Origin of the sequence: Azospirillum sp. A1-3, assembly GCF_023806445.1 — a bacterium.
Classification (GTDB): Bacteria; Pseudomonadota; Alphaproteobacteria; order Azospirillales; family Azospirillaceae; genus Azospirillum.
The window spans coordinates 336,040-353,641 of the sequence record NZ_JAMSLU010000007.1; the positions used below are offsets into that span (position 1 = coordinate 336,040).

The window sequence follows — 17,602 nt, forward strand, 5'->3', positions numbered from 1 at the left end:
GTGTTTTGAGCGGGAGCACCGCTGTCGTTCATGGGTGGGGATGGGCGAGCGCCTGGGCAATCTCTGTCTGCAACACCATGCTGACCAACGCGATTTGGGTCAGCAGATGTATTTCACCGCGACCAATGGCCTCCAGCAGCTCTGTGCGGGTTAGGAGCAGGATTTCAGTGTCCTCCAGATCATCGGAGACTGGATCAGTGACGCGGCGGCAGCCGGTGGCATGGAACATATGAGACCATGCGCCGCCTTGATTGGCGTTGACCATGTAGGCTCCAAGCCCGGTCCAGGTCTCTGCTTCCATCCCGGTCTCCTCCTTGAGCTCCCGTCGAGCGGCATCGAGCGGAGCTTCTCCTGGTGACAAATGGCCACCGGGAAAGACCAGGCCGACCTTGCGCGGGCCGTGGCGATATTGGCGGTAGGTCACGATGCGGCCGTCCGGGGTTTCGGCGAAGATGCAGGCGAAGGACGGCATGTCGAGCTGATAGTAGTCGGTGATGAGACGACCATCAGGCAATCCCACAGTCTCCACCCGCACCGTCAAAAAAGGATCAGCGTTGAGCAGCGATCGGCTGTTGAGCACAGTCCAGGGGAGATGGCCGGGGGTGCGGTTGGGCATGAACAAACCTTCTCGTGAGCGCCGCTGGATGTTCACGGTTCTGGAACAAGGCAAGGGAGCCATACTTGCCTTATGGGGGCGTTCTGGCGCCAGTCTCGGCAAACGCTACGCGGTCACCCCTGTTCCACGGCATCCTCTTGGTTCAAGGATGAGGGTGCGGTCTGCAGCCGGTCCGTCAAATCGGACCTTGGCCGTGCTGTTCGCAGGTGGTGCAGCAGAAGATGGCAGGCGAGCGGCAGGGCCACACCCAAACCGACATAGACCGGCCACATGGTTGCGCCCTTCCACGCGTACCAGATGGTCACATCGGCGGCAGGAACGATGCCGGCTTGGATCAGCACGACATTGATCAAGGTGAAGACGAACAGGTGATGCGCCATCACTGTCTTGCTGTGGGTGCCAACCAGCGCAAAGGTGGCGCTGTGCTTGGTCTGGGCGATGATGGCGGCTGTGCTCAACACCGCAAAGCTGCCGAGCAGAGCTGTGAGCATGTGGCGCCCGAAGCCGGATGGATAGTCGCTCCATGCCATCGACATCGGTTTTACCCCAAGGACAACGACGCTTTCATACAAGAGTACCATCAGAACAAGCGTTGCCAGCGGGGAGCGCAGCCACCGCCAGAACCAAGCGCTTGCCGACAGCACATAGCCAAGAATGATGAACCCACACCCCACCAGGACTTGGGAGAGCAGGTTAAGATAAGGGCTATGCGTGTCCAAGAAGCGTGGCGCGGTTTTGGCGATCCCAAGATAGCTGAGCAGTCCCGCAACGCCAACCAACAGCACGGTGCTGGATGCTCCAGGGACACGCCTCAGATGTTTGATAACGAGGAAAGCCAAGCTTCTGGCAAAAAACAGGGCGATCAGAAACCAACCGACCAGGAAAAGCAGAGCGTCGTGACCATTTCCGACCAGCAGCCGGGTGGTGGCGTAGCGCAGCGAAAACCCGGCTGGTGGGAGGAGATGGATGCCATAGACGCTCTGAATGGCCCAACCGATGATAGAATACACCAAGGTCAGCACTGCCGCGTACACCAGAAGGCTCTTGGTGTGCGCGATGAGCGTTTGGCGCAGAGTGTATGCCGGATTCAGTCCGATCCCACTGAGGAAAAAGAAAAGTGGCATATGGTAGATATATACATTGACTTTGTCAAAAATTGGAGCTGAATTGTGCCCGATGACCACCAGGATAATCCCCAGGCATTTGGCAACATCGATCTCCGTCTTCCGAGTGGTTTTGGCCAAACTGCTCATCGATGCTCTCAAAAAAGTTACCAAAGAGAAAGCTGTCAAAGCCAGGTCTTATCAGGGACGGCAACCAGCGGCAAGTTGCTTTAAAGGACAAATTCTTATCTGACGTGACGGGTTTTGAAGGCCAAAATTTGACAGATGTGTGTGTCAATCGATCAACCAATTAAGCGGTTGCTTTCCGCCGTTTCGAGACGGCCAGAGGACAGCCGGGGTGTCTGCTGGCCTTTGCCTTGAACACATGAGAACCCGCTCCGGGACGCCTTACCGCACCCAGTGGAGCTCCGCATGCTGGCTCACCCCCAAGACTTGGAGGTGTGGTCCAGCCGCTGCCCCGGCAGGCCAGAGGTGATGGATGCATGCTTCTCACTCAGCCCTGCACAGATTTCCCTCTTGCACCAGGCAGGCGGTCCACACATGGTTCAACCCAGGCCTCTTTTCCATGGAGACGACGGGCGTGGCCACGAGATCGCGCCATCTGGTGATGTCACGGTATCAAATCACGCTCACAGTTCAGCACTGACTCTCTAAATTTTTTTGAGGAAGCCAGCCAATCCATGCCCTTGAAAGTCGTTCTCCGACCAAATGAGCGTGTGCTCATCAATGGTGCTGTTGTCGGTGCAGCCGATCGCTGGACCACGATCATTCTGCACAGCCAGACCCGATTTCTGCGTGAGCGCGAGCTTCTTGCCGAGTCGCTGGTGGATAATGCGGAAAAGGGCTTATATTTTGCGATCCAGTGTCAGCTGGCTGCGCCGGATGGCGGCGCAATCGATCATGCGCGCATCGCCGATGCAGTGGCAGCGGTGCGGGCATGCCGTCCTGATCTGATGGCACAAATAGAGGAGGTCGAACAGCTCGTTCAAGCGGGGCAGCTTTATCCAGCGCTCAAGCGGTGTCGACGACTGTTGCAAGCCGGTGCCCCCTTCCCGTCGACCGATGGCACGCCACAGGCTGAAGCCGAGGATTAGGGTCTGTCTAACAACCTCTCTCCGGCACAGCACAATGCGACGTTCTCAGCAAAACTGGCGCCATGTCGCAGCCGGCTTGGAGGGTCAGACATGTCCGGGTCTGGTGGCTTTTACCGGATCCGGGCCGAGCGTGCCTCCCCCTTTATGCAAAAAGGTTTAGGATCGATCCAGCGCCGCCGCTTGTCGCGCTCATGGCTTGGATGTCACTGTTCACAAGGTAGCGGTCAACGAACTTGTTGACATAATCAGGATTGGAGAAATCCTCATACTTCAGCTTGGAGTTCAGGATCCGGGCTTGTTGGTCAACATCCAGTGCGGCGAAGCTGTCTGGAAGATTGAGTGCGCCTCGAGCAACCTTTGACAGGGTGGCATTTGCCAAAATCTGATAACCGTTTTTGATACCAGACACGCTTCGCGTGAAGTACAGGGCTTCCCGCAATGCGGGGTTCCGTTCTCCCTGGTTTTTCTCAAATTCATTGGTCTTCCATCCAGCGGTGATCGCAGCCACATCGCTGCTGGAAAATCCATCGCCTGCGATCAACCCTTGAACAACTTGGCTCACCTGCTTGAACCGCGCATCGTTCATGCGATTGGCCAAGGAGGTCGGGTCTGATGGGTCGGATGTCATGATCTTCTTCAAAAACCCCTTCATATCCACCTGGTCTTCCAGCTGGAAAGCCCCCAGGGTGAATTGAAGCAGACGGCGGTCCTTGAAAAGATCGTCGAGTGATTTCACCGAAGTTGCTTTGCTTTGGAAGTACTCCAGGTCGCGCTTGCGCTGGGGATCCTTGAAGCAGCGCTCCTCGAGGTTTGTCCGGGTCTTTTGCAGCAGCTTGTAGCTGCTATAGGCGGGATCCTGAGAAGCGGCTGCCGTTGCGCTTCCAAAGAGTGCGCCAATCAGAGCTGCGCCCATCGCCGATCTCCCCATATGCGGGGCTTAAGCCCGCGCGCCGTTCTGGTTAGACTACACCAAATTGGGTGGTGCCGACACAGAGTTTCCTCTGGTCGTGCGACACCGCCCCGCCCCGTCACAGGTAATTCGCCAAAGTGAGCTTGCGCAGCTCACTGGTCACGCGATAGCTGGTTTCCAAGCTGCTCTGCAGTTGCTGCAGCCGTGTGATGGCCTCATAGGGGTCAACGGTCTCGATGTCGCCCAATGCTTTGCCAGCCTGGGTCCGCAACTCCTTATGCTGGTTCAGCTGGTTTTCCAACACCGCTTGGTAGCGACCATTGTCGGCAATCCGACCTTTGATTCCTGGGGCGGTGGGGGTTGGTTTGTCCTTGTCGGTTGCCGCGAAAACATCAGCGCCGATCGCCGCTCCGCCGGTTCCCACAGCCACAGGCGTGCTGAGTGCCCGTTGCCTGGTGTCGAGTATAGTCAACACCCCCGACGTTTTGTCGTAGGAAAACGACAGACCGCGGGCCTTCTCCTGAAGTGCTTTGTTGTTCTTGACCAGGTCATTGAGGCTTTCGCTCAACTCCTGTGGTGTGCTGTGCTTGAGCGCAGACACGTCGAACTTGAGGGTGGTCTGATCCGCTCCCGATCCTATGGGGAGAGATATGATGGCGACCGACGAGGTGTCGGGGCCAAGAGCAACACCATATGAGCTGTAACTCGGTGCGGAGCTGCCATCGAGAGAGCGCTGCAGGCTGTTGGCGGTCTGTTCGATGAAGTCCATATAGCGCATATGAGCGGCGTTGCGCCGCACCTCGTCGATGGGCTCTGGCACGCTGAGCACGTCAACCCCCGTCACCGGTGCACCCGTCCGGACATCGACTGTCGTCACGCTCCTGATCTGGCTGTTGGCGGTTGATGCGTTCGCCGGGTCACGCGCGATTTCCAACTGCCCGGTGCTGTCGACGGAAAAGCGAAAGCCCGTTCCCTGCAGCGGCTGACCGCTGGTGGTCAACTGCTCCAGCCGTGCTTGCAGGTTGGTCAGCGTTTGCGTGGCATCCGCCCCCAGCGCGAATTGGCCATCGCCAGCTGGCTCTCCTTGTGCCACGGCCGACAGGGCAAGTTTGCGCTCTGCCCCCGTCGTGTCGCGGTAGCTCAGGACAAACGAATCCCCCACGCCGAATGCGTTGACGATGTTCGGGGTCGCCGCCGTTGACGTTTTGGCGGTTGTCATGAGGGGCGTGATCAGGCTGACCCCTGCCCCATCGGTTACCGCCATGCTGGAAAACGGCCGGTTTTGCTTGTCGACGATCGTCAGGTCGCCAGTGACGCCATCCACATCAAACCGGACATCCTGAAGGCCGGGATAGGCTTTGGAGACTTCGCTGTTGAGTGCGTTGGCCAGATCCTTGGTGGTGCTGCCCGCCGGAGGCGTGAGCGGAACACTGTAAGTGTCGCTGCCCAAGGTGAAGGCGAAGCTCTCGGCCGTGGCGAGAGACCCGCTGGGGGCGCTCAGCGTGTAGGTCGATGCCGTGATGGTGGCCTCAAGGCTGGCCGAGGTCAGCCCGCCAGTCACCTTTTCCAGCGTGACTGGGTCGGATGGATCGACGACAGCGAGGACCGCCAGTTGCGTGATCAGGCTGCGGAACGGATCGTCTGGATTCGCCGGATCCATCAAAGTCTGTGATTGCGCCACCGTTTTGGTGTCAGAAATCCGGATGTCCGCTGGCGTCGCGCCAGGAGAGGCCCATCGCGAAGGGCCTCCTGGTGGGTTGAGATGGGCGTCGACCACCGCGGCCAAATCGTCAAAGGAGAGCGGTCCCGGTGCGGTGCTGAGCGCCGTCTTGACGGCGGTACGGACGCCGTCAAGGATCTCTGTCGCGGATGTGACGGGCGGCGTGGTGGCGGTGGTGCCGGCGAACACGTGATAGCCGCCAACCTCACTGTTCATCAGGCTGACCACATCGGTCAGGGCGTCGGTTGCCGTCTTGCGCAGATCGCTCGGGAATTGCTGATTGTTCAAGCGCAGGCGTGTGGCCAACTCCTGGGTGGCTTTGACCGCATTGGGAATGGCCTGCAGCGCCTGATCTGCCTGGGCGGCGCGCATGGCCAAGGTGTTTACCGTTGTGTCATACGACTCCGTCCGGTTGATGGTGCCGCGCAGTGACAGCATCTCTCCGGTTGACTTGGCGCCATAGGCACCGAACGCGTCGCTTTTGCGCCCGGTGTTGAGCTGCTTTTCGATCTGGGCGATGTCGCTTTGCATCGCCCGAACGTTCGCCTGCACCAGAAGATTTTGCCGGTAGCCGTTGATGATCGTCATGGGTCCTGCCGCTTCCTGCCGCCGTCACCCCCCGCCTCAGCGGACAAGATCGAGCAGCTGATCATACATGGTCTGGGCCGTCGTCATCACTTTGGCGGTGGCCGCATAGCTGTTTTGGAGCTGCAAGAGACGTGCCATTTCTTCATCGAGGCTGACCCCGCTCTTTTCGGCCAGCTTGTCGGCAAGCAGCGTGGTGGTCGATTGTGCTTGGTCTTGTGCCTTTTGGGTGGCTGCGACATCGGCCGCAATCGTGGTGGTGAAATTGGACGCCGCTTGGCTGAGGGTTAGCGGACCACTTCCGGTCAGTGCAGGATCGGAGAAGGTGAGCTTGGTCATGAACACCTCCCGAGCTGTGGCAATGACGGTGGTGTCACTGGCCGGGAGGCTCCATTTGGTGTCGGAGGGAGTGGTGATCTCTTCACGGTTGGCCGGTGGCGGCACGTCGGCCCGGTCGCGCCAAGTGCCGGTGCGCAGATAAAGTGGATTTTTCACAATGTCCGTGTTGACGCCGATGCGGCTGGCATACCCCACCTCCTGCTGGGGCAGCTTTGCCGGGTCGGGATCAAAGTGGACGGTGCCGCTGTCATCCTTGAAGAGTTCCAAGTGCCGGTCGGCGCCGGGGGCCGTCGAGGTGGCGGTGTCGAACTGCACGGTCAAGCGGCTGGCGAGCTCATCCAGTTGGGCTTGGCGTTGCGGCACCAACTCATCCCGCAGCCATTGATTGGCACCGATGCGGCCACCAGGACGAAACAGCGGATCATTCCCGAGCCGCAAGGTGCCGTCGAGCTCACCGGTGGCTGTCCGCCCCAATTCCAACGGTCGGGCCGCTTCATCGACCAGGATTTTGTTGTCGGCGGTGTAAAGCTGATACACGCCGCGACCATCCTCAAAGCCGTGGACTTCCAGCAGTTCCGACAGCTTGGAGATGACGCGATCACGCTCATCCTCCAAATCCGTGCTGTCACTGTGGCTCGCCCGCGTCGTGGCGATCCGCTGGTTGAGGCCGGCCATCTGTTTGGTGAGCGTGTTCACCGCCCCGGCATCGTCGGTGATCGCCTTCAAGCTGGTCTGCTTCAGCTCAGACAGGGTGCCAGACACGGTGCGAAAGGCCGAGGCGACGTCGCTCGCCGCATCAACGACACCACTGAGCAGCGACGGGTTGCTGGGGTTGGCCTGCAAGGTCTGGAAGGCGCTGCCGAGCTGATCGATCTTTGCTCCGAGGTTGCTGTCTGCCGCGGGGTCGTTCGACAGCGCATCCAGCTTTTGCAGGGCGGCGAGCTTGGTGGTGTCGAAGGACAGGCTGGCTTGCGATTGGCGCAGGTTGGCCGCGATCGTGGTATCGATGGCGCGCTTGATCGGGCCGGACCAGGCATTGCCCTGGCTGTCGACGGAGACCCCGTTTTGGACCTTCTTGGTGTAGCCCTCGGTCGACGCGTTGGTGATGTTGCGCGTCGTCGTGTCCATCAGGCGCGAGGCCGTCGCGATGCCGTTGGAGGCCTTGAAAAGGATGGAGTTCAGCATAACGGCCTCCAATGGAACTCAAGGTGCTGTTCGGGGCGGTCCTCCCGCCCTGCCCGGCGGACCGGCGGGGGCAACCCGCCGCGTCGCCGCGTCGTCATCACCGCACGATGCCGATGGTTTCCTGGAGCATTTCATCGCTGACCGTCACCATCTTGGCGTTGGCCGAGTAGCTGCGCTGGGCGGTGATCATTTTGGTGAACTCCTCGCTGACGTCCACCGTGGAGGCCTCGATGCTCGTTGGCGCGAAGGTGCCGGCACCGCTTTCTCCGGCCGACACGGTCATCGGCTTGCCGCTGGCCGGCGTTTCCCGGAACGCCGCACCGCTTTGCAAGGCCAAACCGTTGGGGTTGGGGACGGTGGTGAGGGGCACCTTGAACACCGGAACGGTGCGGCCATTGCTGTAGGTGAGATTGACGAAGCCGAACTGGTCGATGGACATGCTCTGGTACACACCCATCGGCCGACCGTCCTGCTCTGGATAGCCGAGCTGAATGCCATCACTGGCATATTGCGTCAGACCGCCCGACCCGTCGCCGGGATCACCCAGACGCAGGTCAAATCCCCATTGGCTCTTGGTGTCGGTGTCGGTGATGGCCAACGGGATGGTCGTTTTCAGGGCTTCCCCTGGAGCCGGGGTGCTGTTGGCGGACACCCACTGCAGCTTTCCGGCGTCATCGAACTTCACAAAGTAGGTTGCGCCGGTTCCATCGGCCGCGCCGTTGAGGTCGCCGTTCTTCATCGACATCTCCAGACGCCACAGCCCGCCTGTGTCGGGAGACCCGGGAACCGGAACGGTGGTCTGGCTCGATGTGCTGGCCGCGCCGAAGGCCCCGACCTTCACGCTGGCGCGAGCCTCCGGCGTCGAAAGCGCCCGGGGAGCGGGCGTTCCATCCGCCAAGGTGGTGCTGTCCGACACAGCCAATGCGGCGGGCGGGCCCGCGCTATAGGTGATCGCCAGCTTGGGGTCTTTGGCCTTGACCAACCCATCAAGGGCTTTGGCCAAGCTCGCAGGATCGGAGGCCGGCGCCGACAGCTGCAAGTCGATCGGCGTCACCGTTCCGTCGGCATTGGTGACGGTGAAGGAGTAGGAGCCGACCGTTGCTGCATCCAGAACCGGATCGGCGACAACGTCTCCTTTGGCCATCGGCTGAGTGAGGGCGCGGTTTTTCGTATCCGTCAGCGTCAGCGTTTTCGTGGCCGCATCATAGGAAAACGACAGGTTCGGATCCTTGGCCTTAACCAGCCCATCCAATGTCCCAGCCCAAGTGGCAGGATCGGGGTCGGTTGCAGGGGCCGGTGCCGGCAGGTCCAAATCGATGGGGATTGCATCTGCGCCCGAGCCAACGATGAAGGACACCCGGCTGATGCCCGCGGTTCCCGCCCCCACCGTGGCGTTATAGGTGCTGTAGGTGGTGGTGGGGGCGTTGATCTTGACCCAATTCATGCTCAGGTCTCGCGCCTCACCCGCCTTGTCATAGACGCGCAGTTGGCTCGCGGCCAGTTCAATGTCGTTGTTGATGGTGCCGTCTGCGTTCATCTTCTTCAGCACCGTATCATCTTTCAGAGGATCCGGTGCTTTCGGCAGATTGGCCGAATACTGCAAGTAGCTGGTCGGCAGGGGCGAATCCTGCATGCGGTCAATGCGAACCGGGGTCAATGTCTGGGTGACCGCCTGCTTTTCCGAATCTTTTGCCGCATCAGGGTTTTTGACTGCCCAGCCGTTCAAATAGTACCCGGCCGAATTGACCATGTAGCCGTCCTTGTCGACCTCGAAGTCACCGGCGCGCGTGTACAGGTTCATGTCGAAAGACTTGATGCCGTCGGTGCGCACCAAGGCTTGGCTGACGCTGAAGAAGCCCGGCCCATCAATCGCGATGTTGCTGCTTGAGGTGGTCCGCTGGATGCTGCCTTGCAGGCTGGCTTGCAGCAGAGGCGTTGAGGTCACACCACCAGCGTTATGCCGGTTGGGATTGGAGGAGGTGACCAGCTCCTGGAAGCGCATGTCGACCTTCTTGTACCCAACGGTCTGGGTGTTCGCCAGATTGTCGCTGATGGCGCTGATCTGCTGACCCATCGCGCGCATACCGCTGACAGCCGCATTCATGGCGATGAAGATTGACATGGGTGCTCTCCTGTGACCTCGAAAGGCGCCCGGCTCCGCAGCGGAACTCGCAGCGTCTTGGTCAAAGCACGTTTCATGCCAATTCTAGAGCTAAGCCCCGGGGCTCAACGGCGACCATATGTGTTGCTAGGCCTGTGGCCAGGCCACCAATCGCAGCCGTCGTGGCGTTCATCCACGGCGGTGTGGTGCTGCCCGGTATCTTTGTGTCACCTGAGGGAGAAAGCTGGCGCAGGCGTTTGCCCGCACCCTGGGTGTGCTTGAGGTGGTCCCGGCAACTTTGGACAGGCAAGATCTTCTGACCGGGGGAAGAAGCTGCCTACTGGTGACAAGAGATGATCGCCACTCAGGATCATGCTGTGGCGCGATCCAATGTTTGGGCCGGCCGGCCAGTTCACTCAGCGGTCGTCTGATGGCTTGCGCAATGCCTGATTGCGGCCGTCGGTGAAGGCTTCGGGTAGTGGCGTTCCGGCGGCTTGGGCCGCTTGCGTCTCTGCGACGACCATCTCCCTCAGCCGCTTCAAGGCATGGAACCCGTTGCCGGCTGCAAAGGCTGAGACGGCCTCTTTGATGGTTGTGCGGAAGTCTGGATCAACGGACAGCAGCAGCAGTTGTGTGGCTTGCCCCTCAAAGGACTGATACCGCTCGCTCCGCCCCCCTTCGTCCAACCAGTGCATAAACAGGGACTGACCGGTAAAATAAAGCCGGCGCACCGGGGATACGGTCACCTCTTCCTGCATGACCATCCGGCCCGGCAGGATCTGAGCTTGGTTGTGGATCAGCAGCGCGGCGCGCGACTCGGTGTTGGTGATGACCACCCCGTTGATCATAACCTGTTCGAATGGGCGGAGTTCCAGTCGAAGGGGCATCGGCTCTTCTCTGTGAAAGACGAAAAAAGGCGGTCATCCCGGAGGATGACCGCCCGTACCATAGCCCTGATGCTCCGCTTAGCGGAACAGCGACAGGATCGACTGCGTGCTCTGGTTGGCGGTCGAGAGCGCCTGGATGCCCAACTGCGACTTGGTCTGCAAAGCCTGCAGTCGGGCCGCCTCCTCAGCCATGTCGGCGTCCACCAGGGTCGAGACGTTGTTGTTGAGCGTCTTGACCATGTTGTCCACAAACCCGCTCTGTGCAGTCAGGCGCGACGAGGCCGAACCCAGGCTGCCCAGCACCTTCTTCACCGTCTGCTCGGCTTCGTCAGCCTTCGCCAGCATGGCGTTGAAGTCAAGGCCGTTGGAGTTACCGTTCACGTTGAAGGACGACAACGTGGTTTTGTTGTCCTGTTTGGTGTCGGTCAGTGTCAGCCCGCCCGCACTGTCCCAGCTGAGGGAAACGCCCTTCGCACCGGCGATGTTCTGGAACCGAGCCGCAGCATTCGTGGCGGTAGTGTGAGCAGCAGCATCGGCCCCGCCCGTAATCCCTGACGGGACTGTTGTGTCAGCATCGGTAATCGTCATATTGCTGATAGCTCGCCCTTCCTTATCCTGAAGGGACAGCTTTCCAGTATCATCGGCGACGAAAGAGAGATTTGTATTCGCCCCGTACTGTGTAGTGAGGCTGGTGTTGAGTTTCGTAGCGAGCGCCTTCAGGTCTGTAATAGCATTTGCTGCGGTATCGCCGCTATCGGCAATGCCGCTAGCGTCCAGAGAGAAAGTGAGCTTTTTGTCACCCTCTCCTACGGTAAAGCTGACACTCTTGAGCGCATCAACGTCAACGGCAGCTGGATCAGCGTCCACCGTAAGGGCAGCGTTACTCTGCGTCTCAGTCTGATCCGCCGCAATGCCACCGTACACTCGGAACGAAAGACCGGCCACTTCCGCACCAATCGGATTGGCGTCGGTATTTATCTTCGAATCGGCACCCTTGGTCATAACAAAGTTCATGAGCTCGGCCACTTGTGAGCCCGTGCGCTGCTCATTCTCCGAGCCAACCACATCCCGATAGTTTAGGTAGTAAGTGTTATCTGCGCCATCGACCTTCGCGCCATTTTTAACAGTTTGGTCAGCAGCGCCAATACGGAAGGTCAGCTTCTCATCCTTGCCGTCATTGTTGACGGTCATGGTGATCTCGTCGCCCGCCTTCAGAACATTGTTCTGGTCAAAGGCGAGCTTGATCTGGGAGGTTGCTCCTTTCGCTTGAGCGGAGCCAACTTCCGCCGATGCCACAGCCAGCTTGGTCGTGCTATCCGTTGTGGAAATGCCCACGAGTTGGACATTCGAATTTACGGCATCACGCTCAACCTTGATTGTCGTATCGGTCTTCGAGAAGGTCAGGCCACTGCCCTCGAGCGCACCACCCTTGTCGGTGAGCTTCGAAAGTGCGCTCTGGAGATTGCTCAAAGTGTCCTTTTGCGCAGTGGCTCCCGTGCCAAGCTGGAACTCATAAGCACTCGCCGGCGTACCCGTGACAGCCTTCATCGAAATCGTCTTCTGGGCTCCAGACGCATCTTTATAGGTGAGGTTGAACTGGTCGTCTTTAGTGAAAGCCGATCGATCCGTGGGAGCAGCATCATACGCCGGCGCACCAAAACCAGGCGTAGCGGCTGCGCTGCTGTCAACCATGGTGAAGCCACTGACAATACGGGCATTGGTGTCCGTCAGAGTGAGCGTGCCGTTGGTAGCAGTTCCTTTATCATCATAGGAGAACGACAGGCCGTCCTTGTCGAGCCCCAGTTCTTTGAGTTTCGTATTAAGCGCGTCGGTAAGGGCCTTTGCGTCTGCTTCCTTTCCAGCCTCACCAGCAATTGCAGAAGCGGTGATTGGATCAAGAGCAAAGGTGACACTTTTGGCATCCGCTGTGCCAGACCCAAGGGTAAAGCTAACTTGCTGGGCTGCCGTGACATCGAAGGCACCAGTAGTGGCAAGGTCTACAGATGCGGTGGTCTGCTTAGCGCTGTCCGACAGCGTTGCGGACAGCAGGCCGCCGGCCATAGCGGTCTTGGTTTCGGTCGCGGCACCCTGGACCACATTCATTCCGAGCAGCGAGCCCAATCCCTTATCAGCCTTGTCGATGCTGAGATTCTGATAGTCGAAGCTGAGGCTGTTCAGCGTCGGGTCACCGGACGAATTGCGGTCGAGCGAGGCGGTCACCGAAAACTTCTGCCCAGCGTCGGCACCCTTGCCGTCGAGCAGGTTGATGCCGTTGAAGGTCGCCGACTTGGTCCAGTTCTTGATCTGATCGAGCGCACCGTCGATGTCCTGCTGGATCAGTGCGCGCCCCTGCGGCTGGTCTTTAGCCTGAGCTAGTTTCGTCTTCAGCGTCGAGATCTGGTCGCTGATGGAGGTGGCGACGGAGAGCGAGGAATCAACAATCTGACTGCCGGTCGCCAGATTTTCCTTCACGGTTTTGAAGGTGGCGACATCCGAACGCAGGCCGAGCGCGATGGCGAACGTCGATGCGTTGTCCTTGGCCGAGCCGACCTTTTGGCCCGTGCTCAAGCGGCTTTGCACGTCCTGCAGTTCGGTCTGCGTCTTGTTGAAGTTCAGCAGCGCGTTCGCAGCTGCCGAATTGGTGAGGATCGAGTTAACAGACATGGCAACGCCTCTCGTTTTGAGTGACTAAAGTGCTGCATTTTGCGCACATGGGCTAACTCTACCACGATCGATAGAAAGCGCCAGAGTTTTCAGGAAGGAAGATGCGACATTGTGGCGGCAGGCAAAAATTGCCGCGGCATACTGTGCCGGGCGATACGATGCTGGGCAAAAATTGCCGATATCTGATGATATATCTGGCAGTTTCTGGTTTCTTCAATAACTCTGTTACTTAGGAGATGATGGTAGATATAGTGCCAATGCTTAATAAAATTTCCTCTTGGCATTGGCGCTAATTTTATAAACCAAATTCATTTATTGCGCAGCATTCGAGCTGTAGCAGAATCTTGCAGTTGGAATATCGTTGTTAATCTAAATCTATACATATCGAACTTCAGAACCTTGTTTCAGGCCGGGAGGCGGTAAAGCTTTACTCTGCCGCTGAGCCTTTTGGCAGAGGGCATGATGCCGATGTGTATCTGCCGGTCGCAGCTGTCGCACCGCAGGTGTTACGTCGACAAAGCCAGGGGTTGGCAATCAGCTTTGTCGGTTCAGAGCGCCCTGAGCCATTCGGTCGCACCGCTCTCCATCTCAGCTCTTTGCCTTATGAATCCAGCCTTCTCGCGGTTTGGCATCTCACCTTTTGTGCCTCTGGCACAGTGCTTGCTTTGGCGGATTGGAGTTGACGCGTGGAGCGGGGCACGGTGTCCTGATACGCCATCGCGCAGACGGTTTACTCTGGGGAGCCTCATCCATGTCGATCAATGCTTACCAAAAAACCCTTCGCACGGCGATGAGCCCCTCTCAGGTCGAACTGACGGTGTTCCGCCAGATCACTGGGCGTTTGCTTCAGGCCAAATCCGTGACCGACCCCATCGTTCGGGCACAGGCCATCAACGAAAATGCGAATCTGTGGCGCATCATTCTCACCGATGCGGTCAACCCTGACAACAAGCTTGCCGATGAGGTGAAGGCCGGTCTGATCTCTTTGGCCATGTGGGTCGAGCGTCACTCGGGTGTTGTGCTGAGGGAGGGGCAATCGATCGATCCTCTCGTTGAGGTCAATGAGCAGATGATCGAAGGGTTGCGCATGCAGGTCGAAACACCGCCCTCCCAGCCTCAGCCGACCACTCCGGATGGCTCAAGCAGGGTTGCCGTTTCCTTGTGAATAGGACGGAAGGCAGACCTGTTCGGGCGGGAAGCTTGGGCTCCAAGCTCCCACCGAGCAGGTCTGCGCCGTATAACGCCCGCGACCACTCTCAGCTCGCTGGATAGGAAAAAAGCTTTCGAAAGCATCAGTGAGCAACTGTGCCTTGCGATGTTTCCTCATTCATGTGGTGCCTCAGTGTCGCCTAAGCCATTTGACGCCGGTCAGACTGAGAGCGGCAGTGTGTCCTGGCTGCTTGTTGGCACCCGACTCGTCCGAACCGCGGATAGCCGGTCTAGATTTTCTGACCTGTTGTTGCCAGTTGGTCCCGATGCTGCGGTCAAAAATGTGGTGAGTGCCTCTGCGGCGTCGGCTGTGGTGGTGGAAACAATTCGCTCGTTTTGCTTGCGGTAGGTTTCGACAATTCGCCGGGAGGGAATTTGTTGCTCAACTTCTCCCGTCACGCTGTCGCGCACCACAAGAACCGCGAGCTTCGCTTTGCTGTCATATTGAAGCACCGGACTGACATAGGGAGCCGCAGCGGATGCATCGCCCCCGTCCGTCGCAGACGGCTCAGCTCCTTGTTTCAAAGGCTTCGCGCGCGCTCCTTCACCGAGGCTTTGCGCGATGATTCCACCCTTCCCTGGCAACGGAGAGGTCGGATAAAGACTGACCATCATGGACCCTCCATACCTGAGCTGCGACGCAGACATCCCATCACTGACATGGGAAAATCTATTGGGCTATTAACGCTACCTTAAGCGATGCGCAGCTGCAAGGGCCCTGAGGATGCTTCGGTCAGCGCTTGTGGCCCTGCGATCCGGTGGGGACGAGGGCAAAAGCAGGCGTGCGACCATGATCGACAAGCTGGCCCACCGTTTGCTTGTCCTGATGACCTTCCGATTATGAGAGGACAGGCTATGGAACCGACCGAGACTAGTACCATCCTCAGACAGCGTCTGGAGGCTGTTGCGGAGCGCTTGGTGATGCTTCTCACCACCGAGACGAGCGCCGTACGCTCAGGCGATGTCACGGCCGTCGCAACCACTGCTCCGGTCAAGGAGGGACTGGTCCGGGACTGTGCCATACTGGTGACCGCTCTTAAAGGACAGCAAGCAGATGGCATCGCGAGCTCAGGTGGCTCCTCCCATCCTTTGACGCCCGTGCTGGACCGGTTGGCGACTGCTGTGCGCGAGAATGAGACGGCGATCGCCGCGGCACTTGAGGCGAACCAGACACTTCAAGCCATGATCGTGTCGACCCTGAGCCAACAGCGCACGACGGCAAGGCCATACAAGTCTCCGGTCAATCCGGGCTCTTCACAAGCTGGAGCAGGCGGTCGTCACGCCATATTCGCACAGAATATCTGAGCGTTCCAGAACCAGGACATTCTCCCCTTCTGCAAAGTGACTGATTGCTTGTGCGATCCGTGGCTGCAGGTCTGAGGTGATTGAAAGTATTTTTCTAAATATCTGAGCTGCGCCATCAATCAGGCCCTCTGCTCTTCCAGAGGGCCCATTGCTCTCCGATGTTCCCGCCTCTCTGGGCGGGATCGTACTCTCAGTGCCAACAGCTTGCGCGGCAGCGAGGTCCCGCGGCATGACCGGTGTTTTTGCGGTCTGCCGGTGAACAGGCCCGACGGCGTGCCTTCCATCCGATGGGAAAGCGGCGGCGAGAAAACGTGCCGAAGGATCACAAGGGACGGATCCAACTGGTGCTCGTGAGCGCGCTCAGCGCTGCAGAAGTTGCCGCTGTGCCGCGCGCCCGGCAGGGCTCAGCGTCCAGCTGCCGGGTTTGCTCCCCGGGGTCACCAAACCAAGATCGTGGCACTGTTCGATCAGCCACTGCGGCGGTGGTTCGGCAACATCGCCGGTGGTTGGATCGGCGAGCAGGAGCCAAAGCTTTTGAGAATAAGTCAAAGACGTCATTCTGACGGTCCTTATGATCGCGGAAAGATAAGGTGGGGCAGCCCACGCCTCGACAAGCCGAGGTCTGAAACCCTCACGGCGTACGCCGGTGATGGGCGTCAGGGTCGAACGGCTCGTGCAACGCCTGTGAGCGGGCTTGATGAATGATCGCCATCACAATGTCTCGGAACTCTTGCGCCGCAAGATCGCTCCATTCGGGCGTCTCGCTCGGGAAGGCCATCGTATCGGCAACTTTCTCAAAGAATCGTAACCATTCATCGGCTTTTTGAGCCGGGTCGCCGGACAGTGCGAAATGCTCCTCAAGGAGCTTGGCGAAGATCGCCCGCATCGCCAGAAAATTAACGTGGAGAAGCATGTTCCCCAACATGTCATTTGACATAACAGGCTCCATTGCCAGGCGTGTTTTGGGCCCGTGGCTCCAATCTCTCGGCACTGTACCTGACCGCTGTCCGGGGCGCAGCGGCGATCGCGCCTCCAATCATCCTCCCCTGCCCAGCAGCAGGCGTTGCCACGGTGTCAGCGGCATGCGGCCCCATCGTGGGTCTTGCGTGCCAACTTGAGGCCACAGGGGGCACGCTGTCGTTGAGCGGTCATAAGCCGAGCTGGCGCTGTTACCCGCTCTTGTTGATGGCCATCAGCGGTGACGCCAATGGTCAACAGCGCCAGTTGGCTTTTGCTCCCTTGGTCAAGCGCCAGAGCCACCCAGGGGACCGCGTTCAGCAGTCACCTTGAAGGCTCCCCTCACCCGACGATCTTCCACGACCCGTCGGGCTGGCGGCAGGCGGTGCCATAGGCCTGTTCGGTGCGGCCACCGACGACAATGGTCTGCTGGAACTCGCGGCAGTAGGCGCCGGAGCCGTCATAGCCGTCCTTGACCGGCACGATGACGCCCTGGTTGCCGGACTGCGGGTTGTTCCAGGTGATGCGCTGGCCGATGGGGGCGCTGTAGGCCTGAGTGGCGGCACGGTCGGCATAGGCCTGGTCGGCACGGTCGAGCGAGGCGCCGAGTTCCCGTCCGGCGAAGGCGCCCAGCAGCGTGCCGATGCCGACGGCCACCAGCTTGCCCGAGCCGCCGCCGAAGCGCGAGCCGATCAGGCCGCCAGCAATGGCGCCGCCGACGGTGCCAAAGCCCTCTTTGCTCCCCGTCGAGCCGGTTTGGCAGCCGGTCAGTGTGGTGGACAGCAGCACAATGACGGCAGCATACCGGATGGAGCGGGTGGCTGTTGGCTGAGTCTGGGCACGCATCGCAAGAGCTTTCTTTGTTCCGGAGGATGGTCTCTGTTTATAGCGTAAGCGCTGCCTTTT

General features: G+C 59.3%; 15 protein-coding genes. 3 read left to right on the forward strand and 12 right to left on the reverse strand.

The genetic code is table 11. The annotated features are described in order from the left end of the window. Positions 1-28: 28 nt before the first annotated feature. Both M5E06_RS32065 and M5E06_RS32070 read right to left on the reverse strand, forming a co-directional pair. Complete coding sequence (locus M5E06_RS32065; RefSeq protein ID WP_252141705.1) at positions 29-616, reverse strand: NUDIX hydrolase; 588 nt, start codon at positions 614-616, stop codon at positions 29-31. A gap of 113 nt (positions 617-729) precedes the next feature. Then, a complete protein-coding gene (locus M5E06_RS32070) occupies positions 730-1,869 on the reverse strand; it encodes an acyltransferase family protein (RefSeq protein WP_252141706.1) in 1,140 nt (379 codons plus the stop codon). Between the two features lie 551 nt (positions 1,870-2,420). Here M5E06_RS32070 and M5E06_RS32075 point away from each other — a divergent pair. Further along, positions 2,421-2,834: a flagellar biosynthesis repressor FlbT gene (locus tag M5E06_RS32075; RefSeq protein WP_252141707.1), complete on the forward strand. Its 414-nt coding sequence runs from the start codon at positions 2,421-2,423 to the stop codon at positions 2,832-2,834. Positions 2,835-2,976: 142 nt separating this feature from the next. Here M5E06_RS32075 and M5E06_RS32080 read toward each other — a convergent pair whose 3' ends face one another. The 6 genes from M5E06_RS32080 to M5E06_RS32105 all read right to left on the reverse strand — a co-directional run bounded on the left by M5E06_RS32080 (position 2,977) and on the right by M5E06_RS32105 (position 13,225). After that, the gene (locus M5E06_RS32080; protein WP_252141708.1) at positions 2,977-3,747 is read right to left on the reverse strand and encodes a DUF1217 domain-containing protein; all 771 of its coding nucleotides are present in this window, start codon (positions 3,745-3,747) and stop codon (positions 2,977-2,979) included. Between the two features lie 115 nt (positions 3,748-3,862). Beyond that, complete coding sequence (locus M5E06_RS32085; RefSeq protein ID WP_252141709.1) at positions 3,863-6,052, reverse strand: flagellin; 2,190 nt, start codon at positions 6,050-6,052, stop codon at positions 3,863-3,865. Positions 6,053-6,088: 36 nt separating this feature from the next. Then, a complete protein-coding gene (flgK, locus tag M5E06_RS32090; protein WP_252141710.1) occupies positions 6,089-7,573 on the reverse strand; it encodes a flagellar hook-associated protein FlgK in 1,485 nt (494 codons plus the stop codon). 97 nt (positions 7,574-7,670) lie between these two features. After that, positions 7,671-9,695, reverse strand: coding sequence for a flagellar hook-basal body complex protein (locus tag M5E06_RS32095; RefSeq protein WP_252141711.1), 2,025 nt, complete (start codon positions 9,693-9,695; stop codon positions 7,671-7,673). 395 nt (positions 9,696-10,090) lie between these two features. Next, complete coding sequence (locus M5E06_RS32100) at positions 10,091-10,561, reverse strand: flagellar biosynthesis repressor FlbT (RefSeq protein WP_252141712.1); 471 nt, start codon at positions 10,559-10,561, stop codon at positions 10,091-10,093. A gap of 78 nt (positions 10,562-10,639) precedes the next feature. After that, a complete protein-coding gene (locus tag M5E06_RS32105; protein WP_252141713.1) occupies positions 10,640-13,225 on the reverse strand; it encodes a flagellin in 2,586 nt (861 codons plus the stop codon). A gap of 751 nt (positions 13,226-13,976) precedes the next feature. Here M5E06_RS32105 and M5E06_RS32110 point away from each other — a divergent pair. Then, positions 13,977-14,390, forward strand: a complete 414-nt coding sequence (locus M5E06_RS32110; RefSeq protein WP_252141714.1) for a flagellar biosynthesis regulator FlaF — start codon at positions 13,977-13,979, stop codon at positions 14,388-14,390. A 203-nt stretch (positions 14,391-14,593) separates the two neighbouring features. Here M5E06_RS32110 and M5E06_RS32115 read toward each other — a convergent pair whose 3' ends face one another. Beyond that, positions 14,594-15,049, reverse strand: a complete 456-nt coding sequence (locus M5E06_RS32115; protein WP_252141715.1) for a hypothetical protein — start codon at positions 15,047-15,049, stop codon at positions 14,594-14,596. Between the two features lie 306 nt (positions 15,050-15,355). On the opposite strand from M5E06_RS32115, the gene M5E06_RS32120 reads away from it, so the two are divergent. Then, positions 15,356-15,739, forward strand: a complete 384-nt coding sequence (locus tag M5E06_RS32120) for a hypothetical protein (protein ID WP_252141716.1) — start codon at positions 15,356-15,358, stop codon at positions 15,737-15,739. Between the two features lie 360 nt (positions 15,740-16,099). On the opposite strand, the gene M5E06_RS32125 is transcribed toward M5E06_RS32120, so the two are convergent. From M5E06_RS32125 to M5E06_RS32135, 3 genes are all read right to left on the reverse strand, one after another. Then, the gene (locus M5E06_RS32125; RefSeq protein ID WP_252141717.1) at positions 16,100-16,297 is read right to left on the reverse strand and encodes a hypothetical protein; all 198 of its coding nucleotides are present in this window, start codon (positions 16,295-16,297) and stop codon (positions 16,100-16,102) included. Between the two features lie 73 nt (positions 16,298-16,370). Further along, a complete protein-coding gene (locus M5E06_RS32130) occupies positions 16,371-16,676 on the reverse strand; it encodes a hypothetical protein (protein ID WP_252141718.1) in 306 nt (101 codons plus the stop codon). Between the two features lie 362 nt (positions 16,677-17,038). Next, entirely contained in the window at positions 17,039-17,542 is a 504-nt protein-coding gene (locus M5E06_RS32135) for an RT0821/Lpp0805 family surface protein (RefSeq protein WP_252141719.1), read from the reverse strand. Between the last annotated feature and the right edge of the window lie 60 nt (positions 17,543-17,602).

Coding starts and splice junctions, on each gene's coding strand:
- M5E06_RS32065 (WP_252141705.1), bottom strand. CDS start 616: ATGCCCAACCGCACCCCCGGCCATCTCCCCTGGACTGTGCTCAACAGC.
- M5E06_RS32070 (WP_252141706.1), bottom strand. CDS start 1,869: ATGAGCAGTTTGGCCAAAACCACTCGGAAGACGGAGATCGATGTTGCC.
- M5E06_RS32075 (WP_252141707.1), top strand. CDS start 2,421: ATGCCCTTGAAAGTCGTTCTCCGACCAAATGAGCGTGTGCTCATCAAT.
- M5E06_RS32080 (WP_252141708.1), bottom strand. CDS start 3,747: ATGGGCGCAGCTCTGATTGGCGCACTCTTTGGAAGCGCAACGGCAGCC.
- M5E06_RS32085 (WP_252141709.1), bottom strand. CDS start 6,052: ATGACGATCATCAACGGCTACCGGCAAAATCTTCTGGTGCAGGCGAAC.
- flgK (WP_252141710.1), bottom strand. CDS start 7,573: ATGCTGAACTCCATCCTTTTCAAGGCCTCCAACGGCATCGCGACGGCC.
- M5E06_RS32095 (WP_252141711.1), bottom strand. CDS start 9,695: ATGTCAATCTTCATCGCCATGAATGCGGCTGTCAGCGGTATGCGCGCG.
- M5E06_RS32100 (WP_252141712.1), bottom strand. CDS start 10,561: ATGCCCCTTCGACTGGAACTCCGCCCATTCGAACAGGTTATGATCAAC.
- M5E06_RS32105 (WP_252141713.1), bottom strand. CDS start 13,225: ATGTCTGTTAACTCGATCCTCACCAATTCGGCAGCTGCGAACGCGCTG.
- M5E06_RS32110 (WP_252141714.1), top strand. CDS start 13,977: ATGTCGATCAATGCTTACCAAAAAACCCTTCGCACGGCGATGAGCCCC.
- M5E06_RS32115 (WP_252141715.1), bottom strand. CDS start 15,049: ATGATGGTCAGTCTTTATCCGACCTCTCCGTTGCCAGGGAAGGGTGGA.
- M5E06_RS32120 (WP_252141716.1), top strand. CDS start 15,356: ATGCTTCTCACCACCGAGACGAGCGCCGTACGCTCAGGCGATGTCACG.
- M5E06_RS32125 (WP_252141717.1), bottom strand. CDS start 16,297: ATGACGTCTTTGACTTATTCTCAAAAGCTTTGGCTCCTGCTCGCCGAT.
- M5E06_RS32130 (WP_252141718.1), bottom strand. CDS start 16,676: ATGTCAAATGACATGTTGGGGAACATGCTTCTCCACGTTAATTTTCTG.
- M5E06_RS32135 (WP_252141719.1), bottom strand. CDS start 17,542: ATGCGTGCCCAGACTCAGCCAACAGCCACCCGCTCCATCCGGTATGCT.